This is a genomic window from Oceanobacillus halotolerans (assembly GCF_010993955.1).
GTDB lineage: Bacteria > Bacillota > Bacilli > Bacillales > Amphibacillaceae > Oceanibacillus_A > Oceanibacillus_A halotolerans.
Genome location: NZ_WIXL01000020.1, coordinates 18,034 through 31,160, shown reverse-complemented (window position 1 = coordinate 31,160; position 13,127 = coordinate 18,034). Strand labels below are relative to the sequence as shown.

The window sequence follows — 13,127 nt, the reverse complement described above, 5'->3', positions numbered from 1 at the left end:
TATAGGTTGCAGCAAGGTGTGCTTCTGCCATAGCCATTCCAACAGACATGGCAATCCCTTGGCCTAATGGACCAGTTGTTGCTTCGACTCCATCTGTATGATGTACTTCTGGATGTCCAGGTGTTTTCGAATCCCACTGACGAAATGCTTTTAAATCATCCATACTTACGTCATAACCTGATAAATGAAGTAAGCTATATAAAAGCATAGACCCATGTCCAGCAGATAGGACAAACCGATCTCGGTTAAACCATTTTGAATTCTTTGGGTTGTGGTTCATGAAATCTGTCCACAAGGTATATGCCATTGGTGCAGCGCCCATTGGTAACCCTGGGTGACCTGAGTTTGCCTTTTGAATGGCATCAATGGATAGTGTGCGAATGGTATTGATCGATCGTTGTTCAACTTCTTTAGTCATGTTGTATTCTCCTTCCAACTCTATGTTTCTCATTTTTAAGCGAGATCATTTCCTAATCTAGTTCGGGATAAAAGAGGACTTTTACATAGGAACCTTTTCGATTAATTAAGTTATCAAACGTTTCTGGTCCTTCACTTAACTGTAAACGATGGGAAATCATTGGTTTCACATTAATTTGTCCTGTACTCATGTAATGAACAGATGATGTCCACTCTTTTCCAGGAAATGGTGAAGATATTGCATTCCAAGAACCTAATACTGTCAATTCGCTTCGAACGATTTTTTCAAAATAAAAGCGTTCAATATTAATATCGGCATATGGGATACCCATAAAGACGACTTCTCCGCCTTTTTTTGGTAATGCAAAAACTTGTGCGGATGTTATTGGGGAGCCTGCAGATTCTACTGCTAAATCAACACCTGAACCATTCGTATGATCCATGATTTGCTCATGAGCAGGCTTTTCCATAGAGTTAATGAGGACGTCTGCTCCTACTTCTTTCGCCACTTCCAATTTGGCATCATCAATGTCGATCGCATACACTTTTTTTGCTCCGAAAATTTTCGCCCATTGAACAGCCAATAGTCCAATACTTCCACAACCCATAATAGCTACTTCTGCACCAGGCTTAATGCTTGTGCGATAGAAACCATGTGCGACGACAGAGGATGGTTCAACCATTGCAGCTGTATCATAATCCACATTATCTGGAAGTGGTAAAATATTCTCTGCAGGTAATTTTACATACTCTGCATAAGCACCAGGGTGTCTCGCACCGATTACGGTAAGCTTTTCACAGCGTGATAGCTCCCCTTTTTTGCAGCTTTCACATTCACCACAATAAAAGGTAGGACATGCTGCAACACGATCACCTGGTCTAATTCCTTCTACACCTGAACCCACTTCTGTTACTTCTCCTGCAAATTCATGGCCAAACACCATACCTTCTACATATGGTCCTAATTTTTTATATCTAGAAATATCAGAGCCACAAATTCCAACAGCTTTTACTTTAACAATTACATCATCTGTATTTTCAATGACTGGGTTGTCTGCTTCTTCATATCGTAAATCTTGTTTTCCATAAAGTCTTAATGATTTCATATGATCACTCTTCCATTCTAGTAATTATGTCTTACTTACGATGCAGATTCACTTTCTGTCTTTTTTTTGCTAAAGATAATTTTATATAATGTAAATCCAACGATTAGAGAGTTAAAGATCATTTGATTTTCTACATAAAAATCAGTAATTCCACGCATTGGTCCTAACATAAACTCTAGTAGCATATCGACCATATTATTCCCCTCATTTCTATTTAGGAGTATGTTGAACAACATTAATTAGGAAATAAGTTCAACGATTAAGCACCATACACCTAATCGTTGAACTATTATTATTTAATAGGATGCAGTAGATGTTCCACCTGAAATAATGGCAATTGCACCACTTGCTCCAATCCGGTTTGCACCGGCTTTCACAATATTGACAGCATCTTCATATGTCCGAACACCGCCAGCAGCTTTGACACCAAAGTCATCGCCAACTACGGAACGAAGCAATTGAACATCTTCTACAGTGGCTCCTCCGCCGTTAAATCCTGTTGCTGTTTTAACAAAATCAGCACCAGCTTCCACAATTAAATTGCTTGCTGCGACTTTTTCCTCTTTGGTTAATAAGGCTGTCTCAATAATCACTTTCGTTGTTAATCCTTCTGAAGCTTTCACTACTTCTGCGATATCCTGTTTGACAGTATCATATTCTTTTGATTTTAAAGCACCTAGATTAATTAACATATCAATCTCAGTTGCACCGTTTTGAATCGCTTCTTTCGTTTCTGCTACTTTTGTGTTTGTCGTGGCACCACCTAGTGAAAAGCCAATTGGTACCCCAACTTTTACACCATGTTCATTTAGTAGACTATATGCATGGGCGACATAGTATGGATTGACAAATACTGTTTTGAATCCATAGTCTATTGTTTCCTGGCAGAAAGCCGTAATGTCGTCTTTGTTTGCTGTTGGTTTTAATAGTGTATAGTCTATGATATCTATTAGGTTTTGTTTGTCCATCCAACACACTCCCTTTCTTTATTCGTCAACAGGAGTTAGTAGTACTTTGATTGCGTCTCCGCTTTTAATTGCGTTATATGCTTCATCCCATTGTGTAATATCAAATTCGTGCGTTACTAATGCTTTAGCGTCTACTTTTCCTTCATTCATTAATGCTAGAGATGGTTCCCAGTCAGCAGATTTTTGACTTCTGCTTCCGACAACACGAATCTCTTTTTGAATGATTTTCTCTAAATCAAATGAAATTTCGGGTTGTGCGAATAGACCAATCTGACCATATTGACCTTTTTTACGTAGAAGATCAAGTCCTTGTTTGGCAGCTGGTACCGCTCCAGAACATTCGAATACAACATCTGCTCCGTAACCATCTGTTAAGCTGTTAATGAGTTCTTTTAAATCTTCTTCTTGCGTATTAACCGCATAATCAATACCAAGCTCTTTTGCTTTATCTAAACGAACTTTGTCATTCGTTAAGCCTGTAATAATAACAGTCGCACCACGGCTTTTTGCAACTTGTGCAGTGAATAACCCTATTGGACCAGGACCGATCACAACAACAACGTCACCGTCATTTACTTCTGTTTTGTTAACACCATGATAGGTACATGCTAATGGTTCTGTCATGGCAGCAGATTTATAATCAACATGTTCTGGTAAAATGTGAACACTTTCTTTTCTTGCGATTAAGTACTTCGCAAATCCACCATCTTGCTGTGTACCTAATCCTTTACGATGGTTACAAAGGTTATAATCACCTGTTTGGCAATAGTCACATTCTCCGCAAATGTAATAAGTTGTTTCAGAAGTCACGCGATCACCTACTTTAAATTCAGTGACACCCTCTCCAACCTCTACTACTTCACCAGCAAATTCATGTCCTAATGTAACTGGAACACCAACTTTATAGTGTCCTTCATACGTATGGATATCTGATCCACAAATACCTGCATATTTTACTTCAATTTTTACTTGGTCTTTTCCAGGGTTTGGTTCTGGTTTGTCTTGAATTTCCAGATTACCAAATCCGAGTTCTGTTTTGACGAGTGATTTCATTCGAACTCCTCCTGATAATCGATTGAGTTATACCCTAGCTGTATTAGAGGCTCACACACTATTAGTTAAAGATTTCAAAGAATTTCCAGATTACCCAGTTTACTAAGTTACCACCTTGGTCAATACTAGAAATCATTGCAGAACCTTCTGGCATATTGAAGTCAGCGTTCTCTGCCATTTGTGTGAATACTGGTGCAATATCTGTTGCCATGTATAGTGATAATGCAATCATGATCGCACCAACGATAACAGAGTGAACAATGTTGCCTCGTGCTGCACCTACGATAAAGGCAACAACAAATGGAATTGTCGCTAAGTCACCAAATGGTAATAATGCGTTTCCTGGTAAGATAACGGCTAATAATACAGTAATAGGAACAAGAATTAATGCTGTTGCAATAACAGACGGATGTCCTAGTAGTACCGCTGCGTCAAGTCCGATATGAATCTCTTTGTCACCAAAGTGTTTATTTAACCACTCACGTGCAGATTCAGATACAGGCATTAACCCTTCCATTAGGATTTTTACCATACGAGGCATCAATACCATTACAGCTGCCATCGCCATACCAATTTCAATAATATCTCCTACACTATAACCTGCTAGTGCACCAATTGCAGCACCTAATGCAAGTCCGATGAAGATAGATTCTCCAAAGATACCGAAACGTTTTTGAATCGTATCTGGATCTGCATTTAAGTTCTTAAGTCCAGGAATTTTTTGAATGAGTTTTACTAGCCAAATACCTGGTGCGTAAGAAATCGTACTACCGGTTGCGATTGAAACACCTGGTAATTCATAAAAATCGCTTACCATTGGTGCAGTCCAGTCAGCAACTTTCAAGGTAACAATTTGGAAAATAACTGCTGCGATTAACCCTTGAACAATACTTCCTGAAATTGCATAGACAAGAGCAGCCATAAAAGTATAATGCCAGAAATTCCAAATATCCACGTTCATGGTTTTCGTTGTTTTGGTTAGAAGCATTACAACGTTTACCACTAAACCAAGTGGAATGATAAATGCTGCTACAACAGATGCCCAAGCAATTGATGATGTCGCTGGCCAACCAACGTCAATAACGTTAAGTTCAACCCCTAAACGGTCAACCATTCCTTGTGCAGCTGGTCCTAAGTTTTCTACTAACAAGTCCACAACTAAGAAAATACCGACAAATGCTACCCCAATGGTTAAACCAGAGCGGAATGCTTTCCCAGGCTTTTGTCCAAATAGTAGACCTAAAAGGAATATAGCTACTGGTAGAATTACTGTGGCACCTAAATCTAAAAATGCTTGAATAAAATCTACAAATGCTTGCATCGTGGTTGCCCCCTTATAAAAATATGGGTAAGCATCTCGATTCATTAGAAGAATAATAAAATCGAGACCTTACATCCATTTACTTATTTCTTTAGTTCTTCTAAAATTTGTTTTTTCGTATCTTCAACACCAATACCTGTTAAGAATGCTCGTGCATTAATGACAGGGAATGGGTATTCCTTTTTCGTCATTGCAGTTGTAACCAATAGGTCTGCAGTATCAACATATGAACCAACTTCTGCAATTTTAATTTGAATTAAGTTCACATCAAGGTTGTTTTCTTTCGCCATTTCTTCAATTGCGCCATTTACAACAGTTGAAGTTGCAATACCTGCACCACATGCTACTAATACTTGTTTTTTCGCCATCTTACTCACCTCCTTCAAATGCTAATTTTTCAGTCAATAGATCTTTGACTTTTGTTTTATCTTTCTCGGTCACTAAGAACTGAAGTGTGTCTTCATCTTGAAATACTTGCATGAGTTTTTGTAAAAGCGTCAGCTGTGAATGTGGTTGATCCATTGCTAGCATAAAGACCACTTTGACTGGAGTTGTTTCACTATCATCCCCCATTACGCCAAATTCCACTGGTTCTTTCAATACTGCCATACTGATGGTCTTTTGATTGACGTGTTCGACATCTGTATGTGGGATTGCAACAGAAACGCCACTCGTTGGTAAACCAGTTGCGAATTCATTTTCACGCTTAATCACCGCATCGATATAGCTTTCTTTCACAAGCTCTTTATCTACTAGGTTAGAACCCATTTTCGTTAAAACATCTTCTTTTGTATCACTTTCTAAGTCTAATAGTATGGTAGATTCATCAAAAATTAAGTCACTCATTCTCATGCACCTCTTTGCTCTATTTATCTAGTTGTCCTTTATCTCATTACTCGGCTGAATATGCTGTAATGATGTTATAGATTTCTTCTTTTGTTTTAGCAGCCATTAATGTGTTTAGGTCTTCTTTATTCCCTGCTAAGTTCATCAATTGCATTAATGCTCGTAAATGCTGTTGTTTATCTACAGCGGCAATCATGATCACGAAATTAATGGAGTAATCTGTTGTAAATGGTACACCTTCTTCTAATCGAAGTAGGCTCATTCCCACATCATTGACACCTTCATCTGGAGCTGCATGTGGGATTGCAATATTTGGCCCAATGACAATATAAGGATCTTTTTCGCAATGATGAAGCACTGCCTCCACATACCTTGGTTCAATCTTTTTCGTCTTCACTAATGGCTCACCACTAAGTCGGATGGCTTCTTGCCAAGAATCTGCCGAGTCAGCTAGTGTTATGGTTTCGAGTGTGATTAGATCATTTAGATTTAATGGAGCATTCTGTACTTGTTGTTGTTTCACTGATTGCGTTTCATCCCGATGAATGTATTGTGTTAGCTCCCTGGCTAGTGATTGTTTATTTTCAATCGTTGCATTCTTTTCGATAATTTCTAGAATCTGATCTACATCAATGTCATAAGGAATGTAGCCATGTAGTTCAAGCATCACTTGTTTTCGTAATCGTTGTTTTTCTTCACGATTTAAAAATGAATTGGCTTTAAATAATTTCTTGTCTGTCTCCAAATGAATAGGTGAGAAAACAATATCGTAATCAAGTGAATAGTTTAGAAATTCTCGAACGGATAATGAATCTAAAAAGACAAAATCAGGGAATAACTCTCGCAACTCATTAAACATTAACCTCGAAACAGAAACACCCTGCGGACAAACAACGATAGCCTTTATTTTCTCTTGAATGTTTTCACCTTGTTTTGTTAACCAACCACCGATTAACATGGTCAAATATGCTGTTTCATTATCTGGTATGTCACTCCCAACCAAATCAGCAAGTGGTTTGGTTGACTGTTTGACAAGATGATGTACTTCTCGGAATTGATTTGTCACGGTATCTAGAACGTCATTTGCCTCTGTTAGGTTATATTTAATTCGGTAATAAGCTGGTTTCACATGTAGTAATAACTTATTTAATAGTTGCTGACGATCTTGTAAATAAATACATGCATTTTTTTCAAACATTCGTAACATATCATCTAATGCTTGGTTTAAATTTGGAATGGAATCCTCTGTTAATCCTTCAGACCAGTACACATTTGTTGTTAATAAATGTAAGGTTATGAACAATCTTTCCTCTAGGGGGATATCCATAAAGTCATATAATATTTCTTCCGTTGCTTGATATTCTTTCGTATCAGACAATTCTTCGTAACGAATGGAAAATGCGTTAATGGTCTTGCCTTGTTTAATTCTTCTCAAGACTAAGATGAGTGTGTATGGCATGATGGTCATCTTCTCATCCGTGAATTTCAAGTTTAATTTGTTCTCCACTTTTTCAATTCGATGTTGTAATTCATCAAGTTCATTTGTTTGGATATTTGCAATATCTTTAAGCCAACTTTCTCCATTAACCATATCCAATAGTTGGAACGTAACATTTAGCAGGAGCTTTCGTATTTGAAATTCTTTACCCTCTAGCACATACCCATTTCGTCTGGAATAACGAATATGCAATTCATAATCATCGACAAAGGATTGTGCTCGTTTTAGATCATGTAGAATTGTGTTCTTACTCATCTCTAACTTACTTGTAAAATGAACAAGGGAAAGTTCTTCTTGTTTACTAATTAACATCATGAGAATGATATAAACACGTTGATCCTCTAAAAGAATATTGCTATCTAATGCTGGTGTTTCCTGCTCACTGGTAAGCTGAGAAAATATCGATTGATCCATTACAAAATGCCCTTGTCTTGTTCTTTCGATAACAGGAAGGTTCTTGGTCAACAGCCAATCATTGATTTTATCGAAGCTATAACCAAGCTGTCTACGAGTTAATTGGAATTTTTTCTCCATATCTTTACTAGTAATACTTGGATTACTGATTAGTTCTTCTAGAATTTTTTTACTTCGACTATCGAGTGGCATTTCCTAACCTCCCTTACAATAATTATTGTAGCACCGTATGAACATAAATTGTATTCGTTTTCAGCGCAATTTGTCGAACATTTGATGTACAACGTTGTGATTTAGTTGCACAAACACAGTAGATACATAGGTTGCACAACTTTTTTCCACATTATACACCTTGAATTTTTAGGTTGCACCCTTAGTTCGAATTGTGATTTCTTAATGTCGTCGTAGCTTTTATAGAATGATAATGTTTAGCAATGATTACTCCTACGAACGAACATTACAAATTGGGTGATTTGCGGCAAATAATGGAATGACGATTCATCCGTAAAAACTAGGCGGGTCCTTGTTCCGCTACAAAAAAGGTGAATGTTATCTTTCAAGCACGCAAAAAAAACCGTACACTATCGGCATAGCGTACGGTTTTTTGGTTTTTATTATATTAAGCAGCTGCATTCTCCGGTATCGGTTTTCCCCATACACGGTTTAAAATATAAGCTAATACGATCAGTACAACAGCTCCAACTAAAATAGATGCTACTGCAGACTCTGTAATACCAGCAACTAGGAAGGCCACAATTCCACTAATTCCAGCTGTAATGGCATATGGAATCTGTGTATTAACATGGTCAACTAAGTCACTGGATGCACCTGCAGAAGACAGGATCGTTGTATCGGAAATTGGTGAACAGTGGTCCCCAAATATTCCACCACTTAACACTGCAGCGATTGCCAAGTACATGGAAATATCCATTGAATCTGCCAATGGCATGGCAATTGGAACCATAATTGCGAAGGTTCCATACGATGTTCCTGTTGTAAAGGCAACAATAGCGCCAATGAAAAATAACAATACGGGAATAACTGCAGGCGATGCAGTTTGTTGTGCAAAATCTACAATAAATTCTGCTGTTCCTAATTCCGTTGTAACACTTCCAATAGACCACGCTAATGCTAAAATAACGTAGACGAGCATCATGCTACGGAAGCCACTAACATAAATAGACATAGCCTCTTTAAATGTAAACAGCTTTTGTCCTAATCCCATGATTAATGCGACAATTCCAGCTCCGAAAGCTGCAATTAAGATAGAGATACCACCATCTGCTTCCCCAACAGCTGTTACGAAGTCATTTTCTGGATAGCCACCTGTCCATAAGAAAAGTGGAGGAATCAATGCTAATAACACAACAATTGGAACAATCATGTTGCGTTTTTTCGGTGTATGTCCTTCTACCATTTCAACATCTGTCATTTGGTCATCCTGTGGTGGCTCTGCACCATCACGAATTAATTTACCAGTCGTTCTAGCACGGTATTCAGCATTAGCCATTGGACCAAAATCCCACTTCATGAATATAATAATTGCAACTAGTAATAATGCTAAAATCGAATAAAAGTTAAATGGGATGGTCAAAATGTACGTCATATATTCTGATCCTGAAATTCCTAACTCAACAAATTGTGCACCAATTAACCCCATTACAAATACAACCCAAGTTGATACTGGCGCGAGTAAACACATCGGTGCTGATGTTGAATCAACGACATATGCAAGTTTTTCCCTGGAAACACGCATTTTGTCGTTAACAGAACGCATCACACTACCTACTGTAAGTGCATTAAAATAATCTTCAAAGAAAATGATAATACCAAATAGCATGGTAGATCCTTGTGCACCTCTAGCTGTTTTTACTTTTCTAGAGATAGCATGTGCAATTGCATGTGCACCACCTGTTGTTTGCAAGATTGCAATAAGCACTCCAAACAAACCACAGTAAATTAAAACTGTTGCACTCCATTCATCCCCTACATTTGGAATAATAAATTCACTAAAGGTTGCATATAAACCCATTAGTGGATTCCAACCATGTAGCATTGTGGCACCTAACCATACTCCAGCAAACAGTGCTGGGATAACATTACGTGTCACAAGTGCCAAAACAATAGCAATGACTGGAGGCAGTAATGAAAGAATTCCAAACTCCATTTCTCATACTCCCCTCATTTTTTATTAAGCTATGATCTTTCTTTGTATCTATTCTCTTTATATACGATGTAAAAGTACTTCTTCTTATTTACGTATTGAATCACTTTATCCTATTAAATGAGTAATTAGAAAAAAGATCATAACCCTACTATACCAAAAATCCTATCATTTCACTACAAGTATATTTCGTTATCAATAATGTTATGTACGAACTAACGAAAAAATAGTAAGAAAATTTAAAATTAAATAGGTACAATCTTACATATAAGATAGATGATGCGCAATAACTTAACCCCGTTGATTTCCACTTCGGACAGTCGCTTTCACCACGGGCATAAGTGCGACATCTGTTCAAACTTTTGTTTTCACAGTGTCTACTTTACCGCAGGCACGGCCTCAGCCTCCTCGGAAAAAGACCACTTCCTCCGGGGTCTTCGGACACGTGTTGTTCCTGCAGGAGTCGACTGTCCTACGCTCCAATCAACTAATGTATAGTTACGTAAATACATGAATAAACATAGCTCAAATCAGCGTAGGAAATACACGTAGACTCCTGCGGGAGGAACGGCCTAGGTAAGACCCCTAGAAACGTGTGACGAGTTGAGGAGGCTCAACAGCCACCCGCGGAAAGCGAAGTGTATTTCCGGAGCGGGTAAATGCTCCAACCATCACCTTAAGTTACTGCGTATAATAATGATTATGCGACGTAGAAACAACAAAGTATGCGAAAAGAGCCTTTACTAAACATTCGGAAATGCTTATGATAAAATCACAATGTACAAGCAGGCATAGAAAAGGAGATTAACATGACATATAAGGCAGTATTTTTAGATATTGATGGGACAATTTTGCGATCCGATCATACCTATGAATCATCAACAAGAGAAGCTATTCAACAAGCAAAAAAGAATAACATTGAAGTATTTCTAGCAACAGGCCGCCCATTACATGAAATAACTGACCTCGCAAAGGATTTAGATATTCATTCCTTAATTGGCTACAATGGTGCTTATGCCATCTATCAAGATAAGACGATTGTGAATGAGCCAATGCAAAAGGATATAGTAGAAGCATTTTACGATAAAACCAAAAATCATGGACATGAGATGATTATATATACCAACAAGAAAAATTACCTTTCCTCTCTACACACGCCTATTATGAAGCATTTCACAAAAACCTTTAATTTGACACAAAATGAAATCATTCACACAGGTGTATTTTATAACATATTAGGTGGATCTCTCATCAATCTTCCTGATGAAGAGAAAGATCTTTACCAGTTTACACAGGACATTTATCTTTCTCCTGTTACGGTTTCTGGCATGCAAAATTGCTATGATTTAATTCGGAAAAATGTCAACAAAGGAAATGCTGTGGAAACGGTACTCCATACGATGGGGATTGCACCAGAACAGGCAATTGCCTTTGGAGATGGGATGAATGATAAAGAAATGCTGCAGACAGTTGGAGAAGGCATTGCAATGGGGAATGCTCATCCAGACTTGCTTCAATATGCAAAGCATCAAACAACACCTGTAAATGAGGATGGTATTTTTAATGGTTTAAAACAACTTGGTGTTATTTCATAAAAGGTAAAAATGAATGTTGCTACAACGATGTAGCAACATTCATTCTTTTAATATGGTCTTGCGTCACGACCCTTTTTCACAGCATCTTTTACCGCTTTACGAGCATCTTTTGCTCCAAGTGGATGCATCTCCTTAGCTGCTTCGGTCTTCATATCATTGCTATTCATTTTGCTTTTCTCTTCCAGTCCTTCGCGTAGACGGCGACCATATTCTTCATCTGCTTCTTCAGCTAATGCAATCATTTTATCTTGAATTCGCTTATCACATGTAGCTAAATCATTTACTAGATTTTTGATTAACTCATCCTTTTCCCATTGTTCAAAGCGGCGATAGGTTTCACCTGCTTGCTTCGTATTATCATTTCGATCAATGGATTCACGAACAAGGTTTCCTTCCACTTTTGGAGTATGTTCTTTTCCAGTTTGTTCTGCCTCTTTTAGTCCACCTAACATGGATGGCTCATAATTGATGTGAGGATTTTGTCCAGGAGCCTTGTCGTTCTCATGTCGTAGCTGGCCACCTTCTTGATTGGTTGCTACCCGTTTCTTCGCAGCATTGACTGGAACTTGAAGATAGTTTGCACCTACACGATATCGTTGGGTATCGGAATAGGAAAACGTTCTACCCTGTAACATTTTGTCATCAGAGAAGTCTAATCCATCTACAAGTACACCAGTACCAAATGCAGCTTGTTCCACTTCCGTAAAATAATCTTCTGGATTCTTGTTCAACACCATCTTTCCTACTGGTAGCCATGGAAATTGATCTTCTGGCCATAGTTTCGTATCATCCAGTGGATCGAAGTCTAATTCTGGATGTGGGCCATCCTCCATGATTTGTACAAATAACTCCCACTCAGGATAATCTCCATTCTCAATTGCTTCATATAAATCTTGTGTGGCATGATTGAAATTTTTCCCTTGAATTTCTTCTGCTTCTTCTACTGTTAGATTTTTAATTCCTTGTTTCGGTTCCCAATGGTATTTGACAAGAACTGCTTCTCCATCTTGATTAACCCATTTATACGTATTGACACCAGAACCTTGCATCATACGATAATTCGCTGGAATACCCCAAGGTGAATAAACAAATGTCACCATATGGAACGATTCAGGTGAGTTAGCACAAAAGTCAAAGAATCGTTCAGAATCTTGATAGTTGGTTACTGGGTCGGGACGAAAGGCATGAATCATATCAGGGAATTTCATCGCATCACGGATAAAAAATATTTTTAAGTTATTGCCAACTAAATCCCAATTTCCATCTTCTGTATAAAATTTCACCGCAAAACCACGAGGATCACGAACAGTTTCTGGCGAATGATTTCCATGAACTACCGTCGAGAAACGAACAAAAACAGGTGTCTGTTTCCCTTTTTCTTGGAAAAGCTTTGCTCGAGTATATTTGGATATCGGCTCATCTCCAGCCGTCCCATATGACTCAAAGTATCCATGGGCACCTGCTCCACGCGCATGCACAATCCGTTCTGGTACTTTTTCACGATCAAAATGACTTATTTTCTCGATATAGTCATAATTCTCCAAGGTTGCTGGACCTCTATTTCCAACGGTTCTAATGTTTTGATTATTGGTAACAGGATGACCTTGTCTCGTTGTAAGCGTGTCATCATTTTCAATATTTGTCTCTCGTTCTTTATCCATGTTATCTCCTCTTTCTCTAAAAGTAAATTTATCATTTACTATCGTTTCCTGAAATCAACAAATTATCTATAGAGCGTAGAAAAT

11 protein-coding genes and 1 pseudogene are annotated in these 13,127 nt (G+C 38.0%); 1 reads left to right on the top strand and 11 read right to left on the bottom strand.

Annotated features, from left to right (window positions below; all coding sequences use genetic code 11):
- The 10 genes and pseudogenes from GHC26_RS15390 to GHC26_RS15345 all read right to left on the bottom strand — a co-directional run.
- A pseudogene (locus tag GHC26_RS15390) lies at positions 1 to 418 on the bottom strand (transketolase); the annotation flags it as partial.
- Between the two features lie 52 nt (positions 419 to 470).
- Positions 471 to 1,523 (bottom strand): galactitol-1-phosphate 5-dehydrogenase, encoded by a 1,053-nt coding sequence (locus GHC26_RS15385; RefSeq protein WP_163972142.1) that lies wholly within the window; start codon positions 1,521 to 1,523, stop codon positions 471 to 473.
- A gap of 35 nt (positions 1,524 to 1,558) precedes the next feature.
- Positions 1,559 to 1,717: a hypothetical protein gene (locus GHC26_RS15380; protein WP_163972141.1), complete on the bottom strand. Its 159-nt coding sequence runs from the start codon at positions 1,715 to 1,717 to the stop codon at positions 1,559 to 1,561.
- A 102-nt stretch (positions 1,718 to 1,819) separates the two neighbouring features.
- A complete protein-coding gene (gene deoC, locus GHC26_RS15375) occupies positions 1,820 to 2,491 on the bottom strand; it encodes a deoxyribose-phosphate aldolase (protein WP_163972140.1) in 672 nt (223 codons plus the stop codon).
- A gap of 18 nt (positions 2,492 to 2,509) precedes the next feature.
- Entirely contained in the window at positions 2,510 to 3,544 is a 1,035-nt protein-coding gene (locus GHC26_RS15370; RefSeq protein ID WP_163972139.1) for a zinc-binding dehydrogenase, read from the bottom strand.
- Between the two features lie 61 nt (positions 3,545 to 3,605).
- Positions 3,606 to 4,865 (bottom strand): galactitol-specific PTS transporter subunit IIC, encoded by a 1,260-nt coding sequence (locus GHC26_RS15365; protein WP_163972138.1) that lies wholly within the window; start codon positions 4,863 to 4,865, stop codon positions 3,606 to 3,608.
- 83 nt (positions 4,866 to 4,948) lie between these two features.
- Entirely contained in the window at positions 4,949 to 5,233 is a 285-nt protein-coding gene (locus GHC26_RS15360) for a PTS sugar transporter subunit IIB (RefSeq protein WP_163972137.1), read from the bottom strand.
- A gap of 1 nt (position 5,234) precedes the next feature.
- Positions 5,235 to 5,711 carry a PTS sugar transporter subunit IIA gene (locus GHC26_RS15355; RefSeq protein WP_163972136.1) on the bottom strand — a complete coding sequence of 159 codons (477 nt, stop codon included), beginning with the start codon at positions 5,709 to 5,711 and terminating at the stop codon, positions 5,235 to 5,237.
- A 46-nt stretch (positions 5,712 to 5,757) separates the two neighbouring features.
- Positions 5,758 to 7,815: a BglG family transcription antiterminator gene (locus tag GHC26_RS15350; protein ID WP_163972135.1), complete on the bottom strand. Its 2,058-nt coding sequence runs from the start codon at positions 7,813 to 7,815 to the stop codon at positions 5,758 to 5,760.
- A gap of 427 nt (positions 7,816 to 8,242) precedes the next feature.
- Entirely contained in the window at positions 8,243 to 9,790 is a 1,548-nt protein-coding gene (locus GHC26_RS15345; protein WP_163972134.1) for a Na+/H+ antiporter NhaC family protein, read from the bottom strand.
- An 806-nt stretch (positions 9,791 to 10,596) separates the two neighbouring features.
- Here GHC26_RS15345 and GHC26_RS15340 point away from each other — a divergent pair.
- Positions 10,597 to 11,382 (top strand): HAD family hydrolase, encoded by a 786-nt coding sequence (locus GHC26_RS15340; RefSeq protein WP_163972133.1) that lies wholly within the window; start codon positions 10,597 to 10,599, stop codon positions 11,380 to 11,382.
- A 47-nt stretch (positions 11,383 to 11,429) separates the two neighbouring features.
- On the opposite strand, the gene GHC26_RS15335 is transcribed toward GHC26_RS15340, so the two are convergent.
- The gene (locus GHC26_RS15335) at positions 11,430 to 13,043 is read right to left on the bottom strand and encodes a catalase (protein WP_163972132.1); all 1,614 of its coding nucleotides are present in this window, start codon (positions 13,041 to 13,043) and stop codon (positions 11,430 to 11,432) included.
- Positions 13,044 to 13,127: the final 84 nt, after the last annotated feature.

Excerpts from the sequence above, each read along its gene's own strand:
- GHC26_RS15385 (WP_163972142.1), bottom strand. The coding sequence starts at position 1,523 with ATGAAATCATTAAGACTTTATGGAAAACAAGATTTACGATATGAAGAA.
- GHC26_RS15380 (WP_163972141.1), bottom strand. The coding sequence starts at position 1,717 with ATGGTCGATATGCTACTAGAGTTTATGTTAGGACCAATGCGTGGAATT.
- deoC (WP_163972140.1), bottom strand. The coding sequence starts at position 2,491 with ATGGACAAACAAAACCTAATAGATATCATAGACTATACACTATTAAAA.
- GHC26_RS15370 (WP_163972139.1), bottom strand. The coding sequence starts at position 3,544 with ATGAAATCACTCGTCAAAACAGAACTCGGATTTGGTAATCTGGAAATT.
- GHC26_RS15365 (WP_163972138.1), bottom strand. The coding sequence starts at position 4,865 with ATGCAAGCATTTGTAGATTTTATTCAAGCATTTTTAGATTTAGGTGCC.
- GHC26_RS15360 (WP_163972137.1), bottom strand. The coding sequence starts at position 5,233 with ATGGCGAAAAAACAAGTATTAGTAGCATGTGGTGCAGGTATTGCAACT.
- GHC26_RS15355 (WP_163972136.1), bottom strand. The coding sequence starts at position 5,711 with ATGAGTGACTTAATTTTTGATGAATCTACCATACTATTAGACTTAGAA.
- GHC26_RS15350 (WP_163972135.1), bottom strand. The coding sequence starts at position 7,815 with ATGCCACTCGATAGTCGAAGTAAAAAAATTCTAGAAGAACTAATCAGT.
- GHC26_RS15345 (WP_163972134.1), bottom strand. The coding sequence starts at position 9,790 with ATGGAGTTTGGAATTCTTTCATTACTGCCTCCAGTCATTGCTATTGTT.
- GHC26_RS15340 (WP_163972133.1), top strand. The coding sequence starts at position 10,597 with ATGACATATAAGGCAGTATTTTTAGATATTGATGGGACAATTTTGCGA.
- GHC26_RS15335 (WP_163972132.1), bottom strand. The coding sequence starts at position 13,043 with ATGGATAAAGAACGAGAGACAAATATTGAAAATGATGACACGCTTACA.